Below are 20,125 nucleotides of genomic sequence, written 5' to 3' on the forward strand. Positions count from 1 at the left end.
GTCGTCGACTACCCCCGTTGGGGTCGGCGTTGGGGTCAGCTCGGGGTGGGCACAAGCAGAAGGGCCGCCCGGATCTCTCCGCGCGGCCCTTCTGCCTTGCTACTTCTCTGGTGGGCGATACTGGGATCGAACCAGTGACCTCTTCCGTGTCAGGGAAGCGCGCTACCGCTGCGCCAATCGCCCATGTCTTGCTTCACAACCGAGGTGGCGACGGGATTCGAACCCGTGTATACGGCTTTGCAGGCCGCTGCCTCGCCTCTCGGCCACGCCACCCTGAGGCTTGTACTGCCCCACCGGGGGGTGGTACCTCGAGCGGATGACGGGACTCGAACCCGCGACCCTCACCTTGGCAAGGTGATGCTCTACCAACTGAGCCACATCCGCGTTGCAGCCGGGCGCTTGTCCCTGCTGCCGTGGACAACATTAACCCGGGGTCGGCCGAGAGTCCAACTCGGGCCACTAGCGTGGTTTCGGTGAGCCGGACCCCCTCCCGCACGACGCCGTCGGAGCCCTTCGCACACTTCCCCGGAGTCTCCGCACGAACCCTCGTCGAGTGCGCTGACCTGCGTAAATACCCCGACGCACTGCGGTCGGGGTGGTGGGCAGTCGTGGCCACCTTCGAGGGCCAGGTGACCGGCTGGAGGTTCGCCGATGTGGCCCCAGAAGCACCCGATGTGACCATGGCCACGCCGTCGAATTTCGACGCGGAGGTCCCGTGGCAGGGCCCGCGAGCCTCCTCGTGGACCTCCTCGCTGGACGAGGCCGGCTATCTCGCCGCCGTCCGGCGGGTGCGCGAGGCGGTCCGGGAGGGCGACGTCTACCAGGCGAACATCTGCCGCGTGCTGCGTGCCCCGCTCCCCGGGCAGCCGGACCCGCGGCCGCTGGCCGCCACGCTCGCCCGGGGCAACCCGGCGCCCTACGGCGGGGTCGTCCACGTGCCCGTCGGGGCGGCGGAGCATCCGGCGTGGGTGGTCACCGCCTCCCCCGAGCTGTTCCTCTCCGTGCGCGACGGGCAGGTCGTCTCCGGGCCGATCAAGGGCACGGGCGCCCGGGCGGAGGACCTCACCGAGAAGGACCACGCGGAGAACGTCATGATCACCGACCTCGTCCGCAACGACCTCCAGCACGTGTGCGCCCCCGGCACGGTCGAGGTCCTCGACCTCTGCGCCGTCGAGCACCACCCCGGGCTCGTCCACCTCGTCTCGCGGGTGGCCGGGACGCTGCGCGAGCCGCTCGACCCCGCCGGGTGGTCGGCGCTGCTCGACGCGACCCTGCCGCCGGCGTCGGTGAGCGGGGCGCCGAAGTCGAGCGCGCTGCGCCTCATCGACGAGCTCGAGCCGGTCGCCCGCGGCCCGTACTGCGGCGCCGTGGGCTGGGTGGACGCCGACGCCGGCCGCGCCGAGCTCGCCGTCGGCATCCGCACCTTCTGGTGGACGCCGCAGGACGCCGGCACCCTCCACTTCGGCACCGGCGCCGGGATCACCTGGGGCAGCGACCCGGCGGCCGAGTGGCGCGAGACCGAGCTCAAGGCGGCCCGGCTCGTCTCCCTGGCGTCCGTGGGAGGCTGATCACATGAGCACCCTGGTGTGGTTCGACGGCGAGGTCCGACCGGCCCACGAGCCCGTCGTCACGGCGCTCGACCGGGGCCTGCTCGTCGGGGACGGGGTCTTCGACACGTGCGTCGTCATCGACGGCACGCCGTTCGCCCTGCGGCGCCACCTCGCGCGCCTCGCACGCTCGGCCGAGATCGTCGGCCTGCCCACCCCGCCGCTCGACGTCGTCGCCCACGCCGCGCGCGACCTCGCCTCCCGCCTCGACGGCCCCACCGGACGCCTGCGGGTCACCTGGACCGCGGGACCGGCAGCGGGTGGTCCGGCCCGCGCCGCCACGACGCCCACCCTGCTCCTCACAGCCGAGAGCCACCCCGTGGCCCACCCGGCACCCGGCAGCGCGCCGGCGCCCGCCCGCACCGCGCTCGTCGTCGCACCCTGGGTGCGCAACGAGCGCTCGCCGCTCACGGGCGCGAAGTCCACCTCCTACGCCGAGAACGTCCTGGCCATCGAGCACGCCCGCCGCCACGGCGGCACCGAGGCCGTGCTCGCCAACACGCGCGGGGAGCTGTGCGAGGGCGGGGCGAGCAACCTCTTCCTCGAGACCGGCGGTGAGCTCCTCACCCCGCCGCTGGAGTCCGGCTGCCTCGCCGGGGTCACCCGCGAGCTCGTCCTGGAGTGGGCCGCGGAGGCCGGCCTGCCCGTGCGGGAGGCGACGATCCCGCTCGCGGACTTCCGCGCGGCGGAGCACGCGGCCGTGACATCGGCCACGCGCGGCATCGTCCCGGTGGACGTCCTCGAGGGCCGCGAGCTGCGTGCCGGCCCGGTGACGCTGCGGATGCAGCAGGTCTTCGCCGAGCGGGTCGCCCAGGACCTCGACCCGTGAGCCGTTTGGGACCACGCCCGCCGGTGCGTTAGCATCGTCCAGCACGGGCGATTGGCTCAGTGGTAGAGCGCCTCGTTCACACCGAGGAGGTCACTGGTTCGAACCCAGTATCGCCCACCAGCAGCAAGGCCCCCCGACCAGCGGTCGGGGGGCCTTGCTCGTTCCTCGGGTCAGGAGGTCACGGCCACCTGGCCACGGTCGGTGTAGACCGGGCCGCTGCCGCCCGGACGGATGTCGGTGTCGAAGATCTCGGTCGGCAGGAACAGCGAGCAGCACGCGTTCGGGATGTCGACGACGCCGCCGATACGGCCCTCGATCGGCGAGGTGCCGAGGATGAGGTAGGCCTGCTCCCCCGTGTAGCCCCACTTCTTGAGGTACTCGATGGCGTTGAGACAGGCGTTGCGGTACGCCTCGGTCGCGTCCATGTAGAGGTTGGTGTCGTCGCGGTGGTCGACGGAGATCCCGATGAACGTGAGGTACTCGGAGTACACGGGTGCGACCCGGCCGGGCATGAACACGGGGTTGTTGTGGATCCCGTAGGTCTCCATGCCGCCCTTGATGAGGTCGACGTGGAAGTCGATGAAGCCGCCCATCTCGATGGCGCCGCAGAAGTTGATCTCGCCGTCGCCCTGGCTGAAGTGGAGGTCGCCTCCCGACAGCAGACCGCCGGCGACGTGGACCGGGTAGAACACCCGGCTGCCCCGGGTGAAGTTCTTGATGTCGTGGTTGCCACCGTTCTCCCGTGGCGGCACGGTGCGGGCACCGTCCCGGGCGATGCGGTCGAGGATGTCCCCCTCGGCGGTGCCCCCGAGGACGCCGGCCTCCAGCGGCGGCAGCGCGAGCGGCGGCACGCGGTCGGGGTCGGTGGCGATGAGCGCCCGCTCGCGGGCGTTCCACCTGGCGAGGAGCTCCGGGGAGGGAGCCGTGCCGAAGAGGCCGGGGTGGGTGATCCCGGTGTACTTCACGCCCGGGACGTGGCGCGAGCTGCACTGCTGGCCCTGGAAGTCCCACACGGCCTTGTAGGCGTCGGGGAAGTAGTCGGTGAGGAAGCCGCCTCCGTTGACCTTGGCGAAGATCCCGGAGTACCCCCAACCCTCCCCGCAGTTCGGTCCCTCGGCCTGCGGCACCGGTCCGAGGTCGAGGATGTCGACGACGAGCAGGTCTCCCGGCTCCGCCCCTTCGACGGCGATGGGCCCGGAGAGCATGTGGGCGACGGACAGGTCGACGTCCCGCACGTCGTCGGCGGAGTCGTTGTTGCCGATCTGCCCGTCGGTCCACTCCTTGCACTCGACCCGGATGTCGGTGCCCGGCTTGATCGTCACGGCGGGCGGGATGTCCGGGTGCCACCGGTTGTGGCCCGGGACCGCCTGGTCCCGCATGGACTTGCTCTGGTCGACGCTGAACACGACCTCAGGCATGGGAGTTCCTTTCGTCGGCGGCCGCGGTGCCGGCCGGCTGGGGTGGGGCAGGACTGGCTCTCAGCACACGGCTGAGGGGGAAGCTGAGGGGCACCATGAGGAGCCCGAGGACGGCGAGGACCGCGGCGAGGGTCCCGGAGTCCTCCCACCAGCCCCCGAGGAGCAGGAGTCCCGGGCCGCCGGTGGTGATGACGCCGTAGCTCGCGGCGAGCACCCCGACCACGGGGCCGAGGTCGTCGCGGCGCAGCGCCATGAGCACGAAGAAGGCGAGCCACAGCAGCGCCCACAGCAGCCACAGGACGGTGAACGCCCGGTCCCCCACGACGGTCCAGGAGTAGATCGCGAAGACGATGCCGGCGACCGTGACCGTGAGGGAGAACCAGCCGAGCCCGTCGTTGGGCCACCCGGTGACGGAGTTGACGCCCACCCACAGGTAGGTGAAGCCGAAGAAGTACAGTCCGGCAGCGAGGGCGATCGCGGCCGGGTCACCGGCGGCGAGGACGATGAGGTAGGTCGGCGTCAGGACCTGCAGGGCCCCGACGAAGAAGTTGAGCGGGGCGACGGCCCTCGGCGTGACGTGCCCGAGGAGCATGATGCCGTTGACGAACAGCACCGCCCCCACGTAGACCAAGCCGACGGCGGCCACGACCTCACCACCGGGGCAGAGCCGGGTGGGGGCCGCCGGCGCGGGCGGCGGCGTTGACGGGGCGCGGCCCGGTGAACGGGCTCCACCGTCGGCCGCGAGGGCCGGGTGCCCCGGCGGGGACCGCGCGCACGACCTGCGGGGTCTCGGCGCTCGCCGCGGCGGCGTCGATCCCCCGGTGCAGTGCGGCCGGCGTCCCGAGCAGGGCGGGTGAGCCGTAGACGCGTGGCGCGTCCGCGGCGCACGTGGGGCAGGCGTGCGTCTGGCGCACGGCGGCCATGGGCAGGATGACGGTGAACTCCGCGCAGGAGCTGCACCGGAAGGCGTAAGTCGGCATTGGCTTACCTCCAGTGGGACCAGTTGAAACAGTTTCATCTGGAAGCATTTGCCCGTCAAGGGTCCCTCCGTCCAGTCGGGGTCCGCCCTCAGAAGGAGGCGACGACGTCGAAGTCGTAGCCGTCGGCAGCGGCGAGGTGGATCCGCTGGTGGGCGTGGTTGCCACGCAGGTGCACCGGGCCGCGCGGGCCGTCGTAGCCGGTGCCGTCGGCGCTCGCCACGACGTCCCCCAGGCGCAGGCTCCCCGCCCGCCGGGCCAGCCCCGCGAGCATGACGAGGCCCTCGTAGCACGACTCCGCCGCGTTGTTCAGGGGCGGGGCGTGCGGCCCGTGCTGGGCGACGTACTCCCGGCCGAACGCCAGCGCGTCGGGCGTCGCCAGGGAGCGGAAGTAGGCGGCGCTGGAGTAGAGGTTGCGGGTGGCGGCCGCCCCGCTGGCCAGCAGCACGCTCTCCTCCATGAGGGAGCTCAGCCGGACCATCCGCGCGTCCAGGCCGCGGGCGGCGAACGCCCGGTTGAAGTGGACGGCGTCCTGGCCGACGAGGAAGAGGAGCACGCCCTGCGCGTCGCTCGCCTCGACCGAGCGGAGGACCGCAGAGTATTCAGTGGTGCCGAGCGGCACGTAGGCCACGCCCGACAGCTCCAGGCCGAGCTCGCGGGCGTACTCGACGGTCCGTGACGCCGACCGGCGGGGCCACACGTAGTCGTCCCCCACGACGAACCAGCGCCGCACGTCGAGCTCGTCACGCAGCCAGCGCAGCGCCGGCGCCACCTGCCCCGCCGGCGTCTCGCCCGTGCAGAAGACGCCCGGCCGCCCCTCACCGCCCTCGTAGGTCGAGGTGTACACGTAGGGCACCCGGCCCGCGGTCACCGGCGCGAGCGCCTCCCGCACCGCCGAGATGTGCCACCCGGTGACGGCGTCGACGCGCCCGGCCGCCAGCAGCCGCCCGACCTCGGCGGCCACCTGCGCGGGCGGGGCTCCCCCGTCGACGACCTCGAGCCGGACGGCCCGGCCGAGCACGCCGTCCTCGTTGACCGCGCGCACGGCCGTGGCCGCCACCGCCTCGCAGGACGGACCGAGGATGCCGGCCGGCCCCTGGAGCGGGACCACCAGCGCCACTCGAACGTCGTCGTCGCCCACGCCCCCGCCCTGCGCGTCGTCCGGCCACGAATGTCCGTTCGGGATACGTTGGGCCGAGGTGGGGCCACTATGCCCCCGCGTCACTGCTTTGGGAAGAGCGGACCACGTCATGACCGGCGACACCCCTCGGACCGCCGTCGACCTCCTGGACGCGATCGCGGTCGGCTTCCGCGCGCAGGCCGAGGCCGTCCTGCGGGAGCACGACCTCACCTACGACCAGTGGCGCGTCCTCGAGCGCCTCGCCCTCGCGGGGCCGCGGACGATGCGCGAGCTGAGGACGGCGGCCCGGCTCACCGGGCCCACCCTCACCCGCGTCGTCGACCGGCTGGCCGAGACCGCGCTCGTCTACCGCGACGTCGACGCCGCCGACCGCCGGCGCGTCGTCGTCCACGTCTCCGAGCGCGGCCGCCGCCTCTACGACAGGCTGTGCCCGGACCTCGGCCGGATCGAGCGCGACGCCCTCGCCCCGTTGTCCTCCGAGGAGGCTCGGACGCTGGGCCGGCTGCTCGAGCGGTTGTCCGCCGGCCGCTGAGCTCGCCGGCTCAGGAGGCGGTCACGAGGTCGAGGACGTACCGCTCGCCCTCGCGGCGGAACCCGATCTGCTCGTAGTACGGCTCGACGAGGTCCGGGGCCGAGACCACGGCGCGGTAGCCCCGCTCGGCGAGCACGCCGCTGCGCCCGAAGACGAAGCGCCCGGGCGAGAAGTCGCGGTACTTCTCGGTGACGTAGTCGAGCTCGATCTGCGCGATCCCGTCACCGGCGTCGTGCACGACGACGGCACCCACGAGCTCGTCGCCGGCCAGGACGACGAACGCGTCGGCGTCCTTCGACGCCTGCGTGAAGCCCGGCTGGAATCGGGCGATGTCCTCCCGGTGGCGCCCGAGCAGCCCGCCGAGCAGCGCGCCGTCCGCCGGGACGTCGACGACGGCGTAGGAGGCGGGGTCGTCCCGCCCGCGCAGCAGACGAGTGAGGTTCACCACCTGGACGATCGCGAGGACGACGTTGAGCGCGACGACGGGCCACACCCCGAGCACGCCGTTGTAAAGAACCTGGATGAGGCACCCGATGAGGTTGTAAAGGCGCAACCGCAGGATCCGCTGCTGCATCATCGACCAGACGACGATGGCTGAGCCGATCCATCCGACGGCCTCGAGTGCCACCTGCCACTCGGCCGGGAGATCGAACATCGGAGTTGTCCTCCTTTGTGAGGAAGTCGCTTTCACAGGCCGGATCGGCGCTGTGATGAGAACCTATCGCTCATGCAGCCCTGGCCTGGACGTCCATACCCCCTGGGTGCCACCTTCGACGGGACCGGCACCAACTTCGCCCTCTTCTCCTCCGTCGCCGAGCGCGTCGAGCTGTGCCTGCTCGACGACGACGGCACCGAGACCCGCGTCGACCTCACCGAGGTCGACGGCCACGTGTGGCACGGCTACCTCCGCCCCGTGCAGCCCGGGCAGCGCTACGGCTTCCGGGTCCACGGCCCGTACGACCCCGCCAACGGGCACCGCTGCGACCCGTCCAAGCTGCTCCTCGACCCGTACGCCAAGGCCATCGACGGCAACATCTCGGGCCACCAGTCCCTGTACTCCTACGACTTCACCGACCCGACGAGGCGCAACACCGAGGACTCCGCCGACCACACGATGTACTCGGTGGTCATCAACCCGTTCTTCGACTGGGAGTTCGACCGCCCGCCGGGCCACCAGTACCACGACTCGGTCATCTACGAGGCGCACGTCAAGGGCCTGACCGAGCTCCACCCGCAGGTCCCGGACGAGATCCGGGGCACCTACGCCGCCATCGCCGACCCGGCGATCATCGAGCACCTCACGACGCTCGGCGTCACGGCGATCGAGCTCATGCCGGTCCACCAGTTCGTCAACGACCCCCACCTCCAGGAGAAGGGTCTGAGCAACTACTGGGGCTACAACTCCATCGGCTTCTTCGCTCCGCACAACGGCTACGCGGCCTTCGGGACGCGCGGCGAGCAGGTGCAGGAGTTCAAGGCCATGGTCAAGGCGCTGCACGCGGCGAACATCGAGGTCATCCTCGACGTCGTCTACAACCACACCGCCGAGGGCAACCACCTGGGCCCGACGCTGTCCTTCAAGGGCATCGACAACGCGTCGTACTACCGGCTCGTCGAGGACGACAAGACGCACTACTTCGACACGACCGGCACGGGCAACTCCCTGCTCATGCGCTCCCCGCACACGCTGCAGATGATCATGGACTCGCTGCGGTACTGGATCACCGAGATGCACGTGGACGGGTTCCGCTTCGACCTCGCCTCCACGCTGGCCCGCGAGCTCCACGAGGTGGACCGCCTCTCGGCGTTCTTCGACATCATCCAGCAGGACCCGGTGATCTCCCAGGTCAAGCTCATCGCCGAGCCGTGGGACCTCGGGGAGGGCGGCTACCAGGTCGGCGGGTTCCCGCCGCTGTGGACGGAGTGGAACGGGCGCTACCGCGACACCGTCCGCGACTTCTGGCGCAGCGAGCCCTCGACGCTCGCCGAGTTCGCCACGCGCATCACCGGATCGGCGGACGTGTACGCCCACTCCGGGCGCCACCCCGTCGCCTCGATCAACTTCGTCACGGCCCACGACGGCTTCACGCTGCGCGACCTCGTCTCCTACAACGAGAAGCACAACGAGGCCAACGGCGAGGACAACCGTGACGGCGAGTCGCACAACCGCTCGTGGAACAGCGGCGTCGAGGGCGAGACGGACGACCCGGAGGTCCGCGCGCTGCGGCTGCGCCGCCACCGCAACTTCCTCGCCACGCTGCTCTTCTCGCAGGGCGTGCCGATGATCTCCCACGGCGACGAGATGGGCCGTACCCAGCAGGGCAACAACAACGTCTACTGCCAGGACAACGAGCTCGCCTGGGTCGACTGGGACCTCGACGAGGACCGTGAGCAGATCCTCGACTTCACCCGCCGCATGGTCGCGCTGCGGCGCGAGCACCCGGTGCTGCGCCGCCGGCGCTTCTTCGCGGGCGACCCCGGCCACGGCGGGCAGTCCGAGGTCGGGGAGATCTCCTGGCTCAAGCCGTCGGGGGAGCACATGGAGGAGGAGGACTGGCACCAGTCCTTCGCCCGGTCGATCATGATCTCCTACAACGGCGACGCCATCCCCGAGCCCGACACCCGCGGTGAGCGGATCGTCGACGACAGCCTGCTCATCCTCCTCAACGGTGCCGCCGAGCCGGTGACCTTCACGATCCCGGACGAGCACCACGGCAAGGCCTGGAACACCGCGATCAACACCGACCCCCACGGCGACGCGGAGGACAACGAGCACGCGGAGTACGCGCCCGGGGAGACCGTCGAGCTCTCCCCCTACAGCACCGTCATCCTCGTCTGCCCCCGCGAGGCCGCCGCATGAGCCCGGACGCAGCCGCCTCCGCGGCCACCGCACACCTCCCCGCCCCCGGGCGCCGGCTGCCGGTGAGCACCTACCGCCTCCAGCTCAGCCCGGACCTCACCTTCGCCGACGCCGAGCGGCTGGTGCCCTACCTCACCCGCCTCGGCGTCACCGACCTCTACCTGTCCCCCGTCCTCCAGGCGGCGCCCGGCTCGACGCACGGGTACGACGTCGTCGACCACTCGCGGATCTCCGCGGACCTCGGCGGCCGCGAGGCCCTCGAGCGGCTGTGCACGACGGCGCACGCCGCGGGCCTCGGGGTCGTCGTCGACGTCGTGCCCAACCACATGGCCGTCCCCACGCCCGTGTGGCACAACAAGGCCCTGTGGTCGGTTCTCAAGGAGGGGCCCGCCTCCCCCTACGCGGCGTGGTTCGACCTCGACCTCGAGCTCGACCGTCCCGGCATCCTCATGCCCGTCCTCGGGCAGCGCATCGGGCAGGCCCTCGCGTCCGGCGAGCTGCGGGTCGAGCAGATGGTCGTGCCGAGCGAGCCGGAGGCCGGGGAGCAGCCGGTGCTGCGCTACTACGAGCACGTCTTCCCCGTCCGCCCGAGCACGGAGCACCTTCCGCTGGCCGACCTCCTCGACCGGCAGTTCTACCGCCTGTCGTACTGGCGGGTGGCCGACGAGGAGCTCAACTACCGCCGGTTCTTCGACGTCGACACCCTCGCCGCGGTGCGCATGGAGGACCCCGACGTCTTCCAGGCGACCCACGGCGTGCTTCTCGAGCTCATCGCCGCCGGCCACGTCGACGCGCTGCGCATCGACCACCCCGACGGCCTGGCCGACCCGCGCGACTACTTCCAGCGCCTCGACGAGGCGACCGGCGGGGCCTGGGTCGTCGCGGAGAAGATCCTCGAGGGCGACGAGACCCTGCCGGCGGACTGGCCGGTGGCGGGCACCACGGGCTACGACGCCGCCTGGCGCATCAACTCGGTGCTCACCGACCCGTCCGGCTCGGGCGCGCTCGGCACCGCCATGACCGAGATCGCCGGGGATTCCCGCGGGGAGCTCTCCGCGCTCGTCGCGGAGTCCAAGCGCCAGGTCATCGCCACCTCGCTGTACGCCGAGGTGCACCGGCTCGCCACGATCCTGCGCGAGCTGTGCGACCACGACGTGCGCCTGCGTGACCACACGCTGCGCTCCCTCGAGGACTGCGTCGTCGAGCTGCTCGTCGCGTTCGACCGCTACCGCGCCTACGTCGTGCCCGGGGAGCCCGCCCCGCCGCTCGCCGAGCGGGTGGTGCGGGAGGCCGCCGAGCACGCGCGCGCCAGGCTGGACGAGGACCGCCACGAGACCCTCGACCTCGTCGTCGAGCTCGTGCTCGGCAACGAGGTCGGCAGCGCCGGGAAGGTGCACGACGCCCGCCGCGCCGAGCTCATCGTCCGCTTCCAGCAGACGTGCGGCGCCGTCATGGCCAAGGGCGTGGAGGACACCGCCTACTACCGGTGGACCCACCTGGTGAGCCTGTGCGAGGTCGGCGGCTCGCCCCGCCGCTTCGGCATCAGCGTCGACGAGCTCCACGCGTGGGCGACCCAGGCCCTGTACACCCACCCGGCGACGATGACCGCCGGCAGCACCCACGACACCAAGCGCGGGGAGGACGTGCGCGCGCGCATCGGCGTGCTGTCCGAGTACGCGGACGAGTGGCTCGAGCTTGTCCGTGGGCTGCGCGTGGCGACGGCGGACCTGCGTCCGACCGACCTCGACGGCCGCGCGGAGAACCTCCTGTGGCAGACTGTCGCCGGCACGTGGACGGAGGACGGGCCCATCTCCGCGCAGCGGCTGCGGGACTACCTCACCAAGGCGGTCCGCGAGCAGAAGTCCTGGACAACGTGGACCGACCCCGACGCCGAGCGCGAGGAGTCGCTCCTCGCCTACGCGAGCGCGATCCTCGAGCACCCCGAGGTTCACGCCGCGCTCACCGCGTGGGGCCGCACGACCGCGGCCTCGGTCCGCGCGGCCGTCCTGGGGTACAAGCTCCTCCAGCTCACCATCGCCGGCGTCGCCGACGTCTACCAGGGCACCGAGGTCACCCAGACCTCCCTCGTGGACCCCGACAACCGCCGTCCCGTCGACTTCGCCGGGCTCGACGCCCGTCTCGAACGGCTCGACGCGGGCGCGACGCCCGGCTCCCTCGACGAGGTCAAGCTCGCGCTCACCGCGCAGGCACTGCGGCTGCGGCGCCGGGAGGCGGACGCGTTCGTCGGCGCGGAGGCCCAGTACCTGCCGCTGCCGACGTCCACCGGCCACGCGATCGCCTTCGCGCGCGCCGACGTCGCCGGGCCTCGTGCCGTCACGGTCGTCACCCGCCTCGCCCGGGGTCTGGATGCGCTCGGCGGGTTCGGCGAGCACTCCGTCGTCCTGCCCGAGGGCCGGTGGCGCGACGTCCTCACCCGCCGGGAGTACCCGGGCGGCCCGTGCCGCCTGGCCGACCTCCTCGACCCCCACCCCGTCGCCCTCCTGGAACGTGCCGATGACTGAGCCAGTGACCGTCTGGGCGCCGCAGGCGCAGCGCGTGGAGATCTCCCTGCCCACCGGGCGCGTGCCCATGGTGGCCGGGGACGGGGGCTGGTGGTCGACGCCGGAACCGGTCGCCCCCGGCACCGACTACCTCCTCCACCTCGACGGCGGCCCCGGCCTGCCCGACCCGCGCAGCCCGTGGCAGCCCGAGGGCGTCCACGGCCCCTCGCGCACGTTCGACGCCGCGGCCTACCCGTGGGCCGACGACGGGTGGGCCGGCCGCTCCAGCCTCGGCGCGGTGGTCTACGAGCTGCACGTCGGCACGTTCACCCCCGAGGGCACCCTCGACGCCGCGATCGGGCGGCTGGACCACCTCGTCGACCTCGGCGTCGACATGGTGGAGCTCATGCCCGTGGCCGCCTTCCCCGGCGAGTTCGGCTGGGGGTACGACGGGGTCGCGCTCTACGCGGTCCACGCCCCGTACGGCGGGCCGGAGGCGCTGCAGCGCTTCGTCGACGCCGCCCACGCCCGCGGCCTGGCCGTCTGCCTCGACGTCGTCCACAACCACCTGGGGCCGTCGGGCAACTACCTCGGACAGTTCGGCCCGTACTTCACCGAGCGTCACCACACCCCGTGGGGCGCCGCCGTCAACCTCGACGGCGACGACGCCGGGCCGGTGCGCCGGTTCGTCATCGACAACGCGCTGCGCTGGCTGCGCGACTTCCACGTCGACGCGCTGCGCCTGGACGCCGTCCACGCCCTCATCGACGACTCCGAGCGCCACCTGCTCGCCGAGCTGTCCGAGGCCGTCGCCGAGCTCGAGCGCGAGGTCGGCCGGCCGCTGTCCCTCATCGCTGAGTCCGACCTCAACGACGCGCGGATGGTCACCCCGACCGCCGAGGGCGGGCTGGGGATGACGGCCCAGTGGGACGACGACGTGCACCACGCGCTGCACGCCCGCCTCACCGGCGAGCGGCACGGCTACTACGTGAGCTTCGGGACGACCGAGACCCTGCGCCAGGCGCTGAGCGAGGTCTTCGTCCACGCGGGCACGTACTCCGAGTTCCGCGGCACGGAGTGGGGCGCTCCGGTGCCTGCCGACGTGGACGCCCGGCGGTTCGTCGTCTTCTCCCAGGACCACGACCAGGTGGGCAACCGGGCGATCGGGGACCGGCCCGCGCTCGACGACGGCGGCCTCGCCGTCTCCGCCGCGCTCGTCCTCCTCGGCCCCTACACCCCGATGCTCTTCATGGGCGAGGAGTGGGGGGCACGCACCCCCTTCCAGTACTTCACCGACCACTCCGAGCCCGAGCTCGCCCAGGCGATCCGCGAGGGCCGCACCGCCGAGTTCGCCTCCCACGGCTGGGAGGACGTCTACGGCGAGGACGTCGAGGTGCCCGACCCGCAGGCGCGCAGCACGTTCGAGGCGAGCAAGCTCGACTGGGACGAGGCCCACGAGCCCCGCCACGCCCGGCTGCTCGAGTTCTACCGCGACCTCGTACGCCTGCGGCACACCGAGGCGGACCTCGCCAGCGGCGTGCGCGCCGACACCGGCGTGACGGCACCCGAGGACGGCGGCTGGCTGGCGATGTACCGCGGCGCGATCGCCGTCGTCGTCAACCTCGACGAGGAGCCGCGCGAGATCCCGGTGCGCGGCCAGGTGCGCGAGCTGATTCTCGGCTGGACCGGGGAGGCGAGCGTGGCCGGCGACGTCCTTACCCTGCCCGGCCGCGACGTCGCCGTCCTGCGCTGCTGACAGACCGATCACCGACCCGACTGGAGGACCCGTGAGCGAGACCGTGATCGTCCTGACCGAGGACGCCCTTCTCGACACCGACGTGCGCCAGATCGTCGACTACTACGCCGAGCGCGACGTCCGCTTCCAGGTGCTCGTGCCGGCGGACACCGAGCACAACGTGCTCCACGAGGTCGTCAACGACCTCGGCCTGCTCGACCTGCGCCGGCTGTGGTCCGACATCACCAACCCCGACCCCGACGACCGCGAGGCGCGGACCGAGGCGGCCGAGGCCCTGCGCCGGTCCCTCGACCTGCTCGCCGCATCCGGCGCGACGGCCGACGGGCAGGTCGTCCAGGACGACCCCCTGCCCGCCCTGCTCCAGGCGGCGAACGGCTTCCGTGCCTCCGAGGTCGTCGTCGTCACCACCCCGAAGATGCTCGACGACACCTTCCGCCGGGACTGGGCGTCGCGCGCCCGGGAGGCCATGGGCCTGCCGGTGCTCCACCTCTACACCGGCTCGACCATCATCGGCTGAGCCTCTCCCTCTGGGACGCCCCTTCGCGGCCGCGTGGCGCGCGCCAGGGGGCGTCCCAGAGGTGCGGAGGGGTGTCCCAGAGCGGTGGACCGGGCGGCGCGTCAGGCGCTGCGGCGCCCGCGGACCCGGGAGAGCAGGCCGCGTGCCTGCGCCGTGGCCCAGCGCTTGGCGCCCAGCGCCCGGACGAGCGCGTCGTAGGCGAGGGGGTGCACCGGCATGTCCCACGCGGGAGCCACCTCGGTGATCTCCTTCTCGAACTTCGTCTTGAACTGGGTGAGCCCGGACAGGCCCGGGAAGCGCTCGGACCCGGCGCCCGCGAGGTCGTAGGAGCGCACGCCCTCGGCGAGCAGGGTCCTCATGACGTGCCAGTGGAGGAGGTCGGCGGCGTAGGCGCTGCGCGCCTCGGCGTTGGACGCGCCCACCGAGTACAGCGCCGCACCGTCGTTGACGAGGACCAGCGCCCAGGCGAGCACCCGCCCGTCGCGCCGGGTGACGAACACCCGCGCGTGCTCCGGGCCCAGGGTGGTGAGCATGTCGAGGTAGCGGCGGGCCGGGTGCGGGCCGAAGCCCTCCCGCTCCCCCGTCTCGACGAACACCTCGTAGAGCTCGGCGAACGCGGCCTCGTCCAGGCCAGTCTCCTCGGTGACCGTGAGGGACTCGTCCTTCATCGCCTTGCGGATCGCGCGGCGGCCCTGCTGCTTCATCGCGGCGAAGACGTCCTCCTCGCTGCGGTCGAGGTCGACGATCACCGTGCGGTCGTAGGTGATGCCCTGCATCACCGGGCGCAGGTCGGGCGCCTCGTGCAGCGCGTGGAGGCGCACGAAGACGAGCCGCGGGTCCACCTGCCGCAGCCGCGCCGCGAGCTCGCGGCGCAGCGCCGCCTCCCGCTGCGCCGTCGGCTCCACGAGCCACACCGGCCCGTTCTTGGCCCACAGGTAGCGGAAGCCGCCCGGACCCCGGACCTCGGCGAGCGAGACGACCGCGGCGGGCACGCCGTCCTCCTCGTAGGCCAGGCGGCCCCAGTGGGAACGGCCGGCGACGACGGCGTCGAACGCCGCCCACACCGGCGCCTGCTCGATGGGCAGCGCGAGGCCGGCGGCGAGCTCGCGGTAGGTGGCGTCGTCGACGGGACGAAGGCTCACGCGGTCTCCTCCTCACGGGTCTCGTCCCCACGGACCGCCGGCACGGCGCGGCGGGCGGTGGCGACGGCGGCACGCTTGGCGGCCAGCGCCTTGGTGAGCGCGCGGTAGGCCCACGGGCGCACCGGCACGTCCCACGCGGGGGCGACCTCGGCGATCTCGGGGTTGAACTTCGTCTTCATCGTCGTCAGTGCCTCCAGCGAGGGCGCGATCTCCGAGCCCACGCCCATGAAGTCGAAGGTCCTGGCGCCCTCGTCGCGCAGCGTGCGGATGATGTGCCAGTACAGCTGGGTGGCGGCGTCGTGGGCGCGCCCGGCCTCAGTGCTCGCGGCGTAGTAGGCGGTCGCGGCGCCGTCGTGCACGGTGACGATGACCCAGGCCTGGACCTCGCCGGCGTGGCGCGCGACGAACAGCCGTGCGTGCTGCGGGCCGAGCGCGTCGAGCATCGTCGTGTAGACGCTGATCGGGTGGGCCCCGAAGCCGTCGCGCTCGGCGGTCTCGCGCAGGACCTCGTAGAGCTCGGCGAAGCCCTCGGCGCTGATGCCGGTCTCCTCGGTGCAGTCCACGGGCTGCTCGCGCAGACCCTTGCGCAGGTCGCGGCGGCCGCGCTTCTTCATGCCGGCGAGCAGGTCGTCGTCGCTGCGGCCGGCGAGCTCGACGACGACGGTGCGGTCGTAGGTCACCGACTGCAGCAGCGGGTGGAGGTCCTCGGCCGGGTGCGCCGCGTGGAGGCGCACGAACACGAGCCGCGGGTCGACGGCGTGCACGCCGTGGACCAGCCGCTCGCGCAGCGCGAGCTCGAGCTCCGGCGTCGGCTCGACGAGCCAGACCGGGCCGTGCTTGGCCCACAGGTAGCGGAACCCGCGCCCGACGTACTCCGAGAGCGACAGCACCGCGGCCGGCTGCTCGTCGACCTGGAAGACGAAGCGCTTCCACGGCCAGCGGCCCGGCACCGCGCGGTCGTAGGCGTCCCAGGCGAGCGACTGCTCGACAGGGAGGTCGACATCTGCCGTGAGCGCCGCGAACTCCGCGTCGTCCAGCGGCACGAGCCTGATGCTGTGCTCCACTTGGTCCCCTTTCACGTCGCCCCCCACCCTAGGCCGCGCGGGAGCCGGGGGCTCCGTCGGGATCAGGTGAGGTACGCCTCCGCGAGCAGCTCCGCCGAGCGCAGCCGCTGCTCCACCCGGGGGCTCTGGTGGGCGATCATCAGCTCGTCCGCCCTGCTCTCCTCGGCGAACGCGGTGACCTTCTCCCGCACGACGTCGGGGGTGCCGACCGCGCTGTAGGTCATCATCTGGTGCAGGTGCCCGGCCTGCGGGGACCGCAGCAGCGCGTCGGCCTGCTCGTCGGTGTACTCCGTGCCCGGGCGCAGGATGAGCGCCACCCGGCTGCGCATGACCTCCTGGGCCTGGCGCTCGGCGTCGGCCTGGTCGTCGGCCGCGACGACGTTGTAGGCGGCGATGACGTAGGGCTCGGCGAGCTGGTCGGAGGGCTGGAAGGAGCTGCGGTACAGGGCGACGGCCTCGTGCAGCGCGGCAGGCGCGAAGTGCGAGGCGAACGCGTAGGGCAGGCCGAGCGCTGCGGCCAGGCGGGCACCGAACAGCGAGGAGCCGAGGATGTACAGCGGCACGTCGGTGCCCTTGCCCGGGTAGGCGTCGACGCCGGGAATCCGCGACTGCCCGCGCAGGTAGCCCTGGAGCTCGAGGACGTCGTCGGGGAAGGAGTCGGCGGAGGTGACGTCGCGGCGCAGGGCGCGCATCGTGTTCTGGTCGGTGCCCGGCGCGCGGCCCAGGCCCAGGTCGATGCGCCCCGGGTGCAGGGTCGCGAGGGTGCCGTACTGCTCGGCGATCGTCAACGGGGAGTGGTTGGGCAGCATGACGCCGCCGGACCCGAGCCGGATGCTCGACGTGTGCGCGGCGACGTGGGCGATGAGCACCGACGTCGCCGAGGAGGCGATGCCCGCCATGTTGTGGTGCTCGGCGTACCAGACCCGCGAGTACCCGCTCGTCTCCGCCTGCCGCGCGAGGGCGACGGTCCCGGCGAGGGACTCGGCGACGGTCTGGTCGCGGGCGACGGTCGCGAGGTCGAGGATGGAGAGCGGGAGCGGCATCGAACGCCTTTCGTCGGGGTGGCCTACCCGAGGTCCAACCGGGCGCCCGGCGTTCTATTCCGCCTGCCCCGGGGTGACGTCGAGCACCCACGGCTTTCCGGGGCGCGCCGGCGGGGTGAGCCCGTGGACGACGAACGCGTCGCCGAGCTCCTCGGCGAGCGCCTCCGGTGTGCGGGGCGCTGTCCCCGTCCGGCACAGGTGGCCGGCGACGAGGCCGCGGGTGTGCTTGGCCATGTGGCTGGCGCCGGGGACGCGCACCTGCACCCAGCGCTCGGCCGCCTCCCCGCGGGGCGAGCCTGCCGCCGCGTAGGTCGAGGAGCGGCAGTCGACGACGACGCCGTCCCCCGCCGCCGTCGTCAGCACCTCCTCGAGGTGGGGGCGCCAGAAGCGGGCGAGCGGGCCGGTGCCCGGGAGCGTGACGCCCATCGACAGCCGGTAGGGCGCGACCCGGTCGCCGAGGCGCAGGGCGCCGTGGAGCGCGGAGACGACGACGATCCAGCGGGTGGCGCGGCGCCGGGCCGCGGCGTCCATGCCCGCGAGGTCGAGCGCGTCGTACAGGACGCCGGTGTACAGCTCGCCGACCGCGAGTGCCGGAGCGGTGTCGAGCCGGGTGTTGCGGGCGACCTCCTCGGCCAGGCTCGGGCCGACGCCGAGGACCGTGAGCGCGTCGGGCCCGGCGCTCACCGCGGCGAGCTCGGCCGCGACGGTCCGCCGGGGCGCGACGAGCTCCCGGAAGCTCACCGCCGTCGGGTCGGCCGGCTTGCCCCGGCTACGGCTGGACTTGGACTCCGACGGGGGAAGCAGGATGAGCACCCCCCAACCCTAAGCCAGCCGCTCCCCACCCCGGCTGCCCCCTCACTCCCCCGCCACGCCTACCGGCGCCTCCTCCCTCTTTCGCCGAGCGCTGGTTCCCACTCCCCCTCCGCCGGGCGCTGGATCGTGCGCCCCCACCCACCAGCGCACGAAAGCTGCCACCAAGTACGCGACACGCGCTCGACACGCCGTTCTGACACGCGAGCTCGGGCCCCTCGGCCCGACGTAGTGGCAGATTCCGATGCCCTCGGCGGGGGCGCTGCGTGCGTGCAGAATCCAGCTCTCGGCGGAGGGGGTGCGGGACGGGACGGCCTGGCGCTCGGCGGGTCAGCGGCGCGGCCGCGCTGCGAGCGCGTGCAGGATCCAGCGCTCGGCGCGTGACGGGGGTGGAGATGGGGGCACGGCGGGGAGGCGCGGGGCGCGGGGCGGGTGGGAGAGACACGGGCGATCGTGGGGCGCATAGGGTGGCGGGTGACATGGAGACGCCCCTCGACCTCGTGATGGACCGGCTGCGCTGCCCGGTGTGCACCGAGACGCTGACCCGGACCGAGCGCACGGTGCGGTGCGCGGCGGGGCACGCCTTCGACATCGCCCGGCAGGGCTACCTCACGCTGCTCGGGGGCGCACGGCCGGCGGTCCAGGGCGACACCGCCGACATGGTCGCGGCGCGCACTGCGTTCCTCGCCGCCGGGCACTACGAGCCGGTCGCCCGCGCCCTCGCCGAGGCAGTCCGCGACGTCCCCGCGGCCGACGACGCCGACCACCCGCTCGTCCTCGACCTGGCCGGTGGCACCGGCTACTACCTCGCCACCGTGCTGGACGCCCTCCCCCGGGCGCTCGGCGTCGACGTCGAGATCTCCCCGTACGCGTCCCGGCGCGCCGCCCGGGCCCACCCGCGCCTGGCGGCGGTCCGCGCGGACGTGTGGCAACCGCTCCCGCTCGCCGCAGGCTCGGCCGCGGCGGTGCTCAGCGTCTTCGGCCCGCGCAACCCGGCGGAGATCGCCCGCGTGCTCACGCCCGGGGGGCGGCTGGTGGTCGTCGCGCCGGCGCAGGACCACCTCGCCGAGATCATCGGCCCGCTCGGGATGCTCACGGTGGCCCCGGACAAGGAGGCCCGGCTGGCCCGTCAGCTCGCCGACTTCACGACGACGGCGGAACGGGCCGTGCGCTACCGCGCGACGCTCACGCACGCGGACGTCGTGCACGAGGCGCTCATGGGCCCCAGCGCCCACCACCTCGACAGGGACGAGCTCCTCGCGGCCGTCGCCGCACTGCCGGAGCCGCTCGCGGTGACGGTCTCGGTCACCGTGTCGGTCCACCGGGCCTGACGCGCAGCGGGTCGAGCAGGCGGCGCAGGGCGGCGGTGACCGCCTCGAGGTCGCCCTCCCCGCCCTGCTCGGCGAGCCAGAGAGCGGCCTCGTTCATCGCCCCGGACAGCAGCCGCACGAGCGGTTCCACCGGCTGCGGCTCGAGGGTGCCCTCCTCGACCAGCTCGGTGAGCACCTCGGCGAGCAGCCGCCCCGAGGACGCCTCGTCCATCGCCCGCCACTCCGCCCAGCCGAGCACGGCCGGGGCGTCGACGAGCATGATCCGCCGGACGTCGGGGTCCGCCCCCGCCGCGACGAACGCCTCGCAGCCGGCGACGAGCTGGTCCCAGGGGTCGGTGTGCTGCTCGGCGGCGGCCGCCACGCGCGCCCCCACCTCGCGCTGCACCTGCTCCACCACGGCCCGGAAGAGCCCGAGCTTGCTCCCGAAGTGGTGGTAGAGCGCGCCCTTGGTCCTGCCGACGGCCTCGACGATCCGGGCCGGCGGCACGGCGGCGTACCCCTCGCGGGCGAAGAGTGCACGCGCCTCGGACACGAATGCCGCCGCGGTCGCCTCGCGCTGGTCGGCCCTGCTCGTCATCGCCCCACCCCTCTTGACAT

General features: G+C 73.1%; 18 protein-coding genes and 4 tRNA genes. 9 read left to right on the forward strand and 13 right to left on the reverse strand.

Features of this window, described 5'->3' with window-relative positions:
- Positions 1-108: 108 nt before the first annotated feature.
- The 3 genes from FE251_RS08475 to FE251_RS08485 all read right to left on the reverse strand — a co-directional run bounded on the left by FE251_RS08475 (position 109) and on the right by FE251_RS08485 (position 384).
- A tRNA-Val gene (locus FE251_RS08475) sits at positions 109-183 on the reverse strand.
- Between the two features lie 19 nt (positions 184-202).
- Positions 203-273 (reverse strand) — tRNA-Cys (locus FE251_RS08480).
- A 38-nt stretch (positions 274-311) separates the two neighbouring features.
- Positions 312-384: transfer RNA gene (locus FE251_RS08485), tRNA-Gly, on the reverse strand.
- A gap of 224 nt (positions 385-608) precedes the next feature.
- Here FE251_RS08485 and FE251_RS08490 point away from each other — a divergent pair.
- From FE251_RS08490 to FE251_RS08500, 3 genes are all read left to right on the forward strand, one after another.
- Positions 609-1,568 (forward strand): chorismate-binding protein, encoded by a 960-nt coding sequence (locus FE251_RS08490; RefSeq protein ID WP_139948481.1) that lies wholly within the window; start codon positions 609-611, stop codon positions 1,566-1,568.
- Positions 1,569-1,572: 4 nt separating this feature from the next.
- A complete protein-coding gene (locus tag FE251_RS08495) occupies positions 1,573-2,436 on the forward strand; it encodes an aminotransferase class IV (RefSeq protein WP_139948482.1) in 864 nt (287 codons plus the stop codon).
- Between the two features lie 45 nt (positions 2,437-2,481).
- Positions 2,482-2,556, forward strand: a tRNA-Val gene (locus tag FE251_RS08500).
- Positions 2,557-2,606: 50 nt separating this feature from the next.
- Here FE251_RS08500 and fmdA read toward each other — a convergent pair.
- The 4 genes from fmdA to FE251_RS08520 form a co-directional block, all read right to left on the reverse strand.
- Positions 2,607-3,854, reverse strand: coding sequence for a formamidase (gene fmdA, locus FE251_RS08505; protein ID WP_139948483.1), 1,248 nt, complete (start codon positions 3,852-3,854; stop codon positions 2,607-2,609).
- Complete coding sequence (locus FE251_RS08510; RefSeq protein WP_139071602.1) at positions 3,847-4,500, reverse strand: AmiS/UreI family transporter; 654 nt, start codon at positions 4,498-4,500, stop codon at positions 3,847-3,849. Before FE251_RS08510 ends, fmdA begins: the two co-directional genes overlap by 8 nt.
- A gap of 4 nt (positions 4,501-4,504) precedes the next feature.
- Positions 4,505-4,834: an FmdB family zinc ribbon protein gene (locus FE251_RS08515; protein ID WP_168202691.1), complete on the reverse strand. Its 330-nt coding sequence runs from the start codon at positions 4,832-4,834 to the stop codon at positions 4,505-4,507.
- 88 nt (positions 4,835-4,922) lie between these two features.
- Positions 4,923-5,951: a substrate-binding domain-containing protein gene (locus FE251_RS08520; protein WP_456237486.1), complete on the reverse strand. Its 1,029-nt coding sequence runs from the start codon at positions 5,949-5,951 to the stop codon at positions 4,923-4,925.
- Positions 5,952-6,081: 130 nt separating this feature from the next.
- Here FE251_RS08520 and FE251_RS08525 point away from each other — a divergent pair, with 130 nt between their 5' ends.
- Positions 6,082-6,504 carry a MarR family winged helix-turn-helix transcriptional regulator gene (locus FE251_RS08525; protein ID WP_139948486.1) on the forward strand — a complete coding sequence of 141 codons (423 nt, stop codon included), beginning with the start codon at positions 6,082-6,084 and terminating at the stop codon, positions 6,502-6,504.
- A 10-nt stretch (positions 6,505-6,514) separates the two neighbouring features.
- Here FE251_RS08525 and FE251_RS08530 read toward each other — a convergent pair whose 3' ends face one another.
- Positions 6,515-7,159 (reverse strand): GNAT family N-acetyltransferase, encoded by a 645-nt coding sequence (locus tag FE251_RS08530; RefSeq protein ID WP_139948487.1) that lies wholly within the window; start codon positions 7,157-7,159, stop codon positions 6,515-6,517.
- Positions 7,160-7,231: 72 nt separating this feature from the next.
- On the opposite strand from FE251_RS08530, the gene glgX reads away from it, so the two are divergent.
- The 4 genes from glgX to FE251_RS08550 are packed head-to-tail and all read left to right on the forward strand — an operon-like array spanning position 7,232 to position 14,138.
- Positions 7,232-9,364, forward strand: a complete 2,133-nt coding sequence (gene glgX / locus FE251_RS08535; protein ID WP_139071597.1) for a glycogen debranching protein GlgX — start codon at positions 7,232-7,234, stop codon at positions 9,362-9,364.
- Entirely contained in the window at positions 9,361-11,886 is a 2,526-nt protein-coding gene (gene treY, locus FE251_RS08540; protein ID WP_139071596.1) for a malto-oligosyltrehalose synthase, read from the forward strand. The genes glgX and treY overlap by 4 nt, the downstream gene beginning before the upstream one ends.
- Positions 11,879-13,621, forward strand: a complete 1,743-nt coding sequence (gene treZ, locus FE251_RS08545; RefSeq protein ID WP_139948488.1) for a malto-oligosyltrehalose trehalohydrolase — start codon at positions 11,879-11,881, stop codon at positions 13,619-13,621. Before treY ends, treZ begins: the two co-directional genes overlap by 8 nt.
- Before the next feature lie 31 nt (positions 13,622-13,652).
- Entirely contained in the window at positions 13,653-14,138 is a 486-nt protein-coding gene (locus tag FE251_RS08550) for a hypothetical protein (protein ID WP_139948489.1), read from the forward strand.
- Positions 14,139-14,239: 101 nt separating this feature from the next.
- Here the strand turns inward: FE251_RS08550 and FE251_RS08555 are convergent, their stop codons facing one another.
- The 4 genes from FE251_RS08555 to FE251_RS08570 all read right to left on the reverse strand — a co-directional run bounded on the left by FE251_RS08555 (position 14,240) and on the right by FE251_RS08570 (position 18,200).
- Positions 14,240-15,280 (reverse strand): lipid II:glycine glycyltransferase FemX, encoded by a 1,041-nt coding sequence (locus FE251_RS08555; protein ID WP_139948490.1) that lies wholly within the window; start codon positions 15,278-15,280, stop codon positions 14,240-14,242.
- Positions 15,277-16,344 carry a lipid II:glycine glycyltransferase FemX gene (locus tag FE251_RS08560; protein WP_223147509.1) on the reverse strand — a complete coding sequence of 356 codons (1,068 nt, stop codon included), beginning with the start codon at positions 16,342-16,344 and terminating at the stop codon, positions 15,277-15,279. The genes FE251_RS08555 and FE251_RS08560 overlap by 4 nt, the downstream gene beginning before the upstream one ends.
- Positions 16,345-16,406: 62 nt before the next feature.
- Entirely contained in the window at positions 16,407-17,387 is a 981-nt protein-coding gene (locus FE251_RS08565; RefSeq protein ID WP_139948491.1) for an LLM class flavin-dependent oxidoreductase, read from the reverse strand.
- A 54-nt stretch (positions 17,388-17,441) separates the two neighbouring features.
- Positions 17,442-18,200 (reverse strand): YaaA family protein, encoded by a 759-nt coding sequence (locus FE251_RS08570; protein WP_139948492.1) that lies wholly within the window; start codon positions 18,198-18,200, stop codon positions 17,442-17,444.
- A gap of 476 nt (positions 18,201-18,676) precedes the next feature.
- Here FE251_RS08570 and FE251_RS08575 point away from each other — a divergent pair, with 476 nt between their 5' ends.
- Entirely contained in the window at positions 18,677-19,528 is an 852-nt protein-coding gene (locus tag FE251_RS08575; RefSeq protein ID WP_139948493.1) for a putative RNA methyltransferase, read from the forward strand.
- Here the strand turns inward: FE251_RS08575 and FE251_RS08580 are convergent.
- Complete coding sequence (locus FE251_RS08580) at positions 19,503-20,105, reverse strand: TetR/AcrR family transcriptional regulator (RefSeq protein WP_139948494.1); 603 nt, start codon at positions 20,103-20,105, stop codon at positions 19,503-19,505. The genes FE251_RS08575 and FE251_RS08580 overlap by 26 nt on opposite strands.
- Positions 20,106-20,125 lie beyond the last annotated feature (20 nt).

The sequence above is a fragment of the Georgenia wutianyii genome (assembly GCF_006349365.1).
In the GTDB taxonomy this organism is placed as follows: Bacteria; Actinomycetota; Actinomycetes; order Actinomycetales; family Actinomycetaceae; genus Oceanitalea; species Oceanitalea wutianyii.

What these genes read in the sequence shown, in the direction of transcription:
- FE251_RS08495 (WP_139948482.1), top strand. Translation starts at nt 1,573, where the DNA reads ATGAGCACCCTGGTGTGGTTCGACGGCGAGGTCCGACCGGCCCACGAG.
- fmdA (WP_139948483.1), bottom strand. Translation starts at nt 3,854, where the DNA reads ATGCCTGAGGTCGTGTTCAGCGTCGACCAGAGCAAGTCCATGCGGGAC.
- FE251_RS08515 (WP_168202691.1), bottom strand. Translation starts at nt 4,834, where the DNA reads ATGCCGACTTACGCCTTCCGGTGCAGCTCCTGCGCGGAGTTCACCGTC.
- FE251_RS08525 (WP_139948486.1), top strand. Translation starts at nt 6,082, where the DNA reads ATGACCGGCGACACCCCTCGGACCGCCGTCGACCTCCTGGACGCGATC.
- FE251_RS08530 (WP_139948487.1), bottom strand. Translation starts at nt 7,159, where the DNA reads ATGTTCGATCTCCCGGCCGAGTGGCAGGTGGCACTCGAGGCCGTCGGA.
- glgX (WP_139071597.1), top strand. Translation starts at nt 7,232, where the DNA reads ATGCAGCCCTGGCCTGGACGTCCATACCCCCTGGGTGCCACCTTCGAC.
- treY (WP_139071596.1), top strand. Translation starts at nt 9,361, where the DNA reads ATGAGCCCGGACGCAGCCGCCTCCGCGGCCACCGCACACCTCCCCGCC.
- treZ (WP_139948488.1), top strand. Translation starts at nt 11,879, where the DNA reads ATGACTGAGCCAGTGACCGTCTGGGCGCCGCAGGCGCAGCGCGTGGAG.
- FE251_RS08565 (WP_139948491.1), bottom strand. Translation starts at nt 17,387, where the DNA reads ATGCCGCTCCCGCTCTCCATCCTCGACCTCGCGACCGTCGCCCGCGAC.
- FE251_RS08575 (WP_139948493.1), top strand. Translation starts at nt 18,677, where the DNA reads ATGGAGACGCCCCTCGACCTCGTGATGGACCGGCTGCGCTGCCCGGTG.
- FE251_RS08580 (WP_139948494.1), bottom strand. Translation starts at nt 20,105, where the DNA reads ATGACGAGCAGGGCCGACCAGCGCGAGGCGACCGCGGCGGCATTCGTG.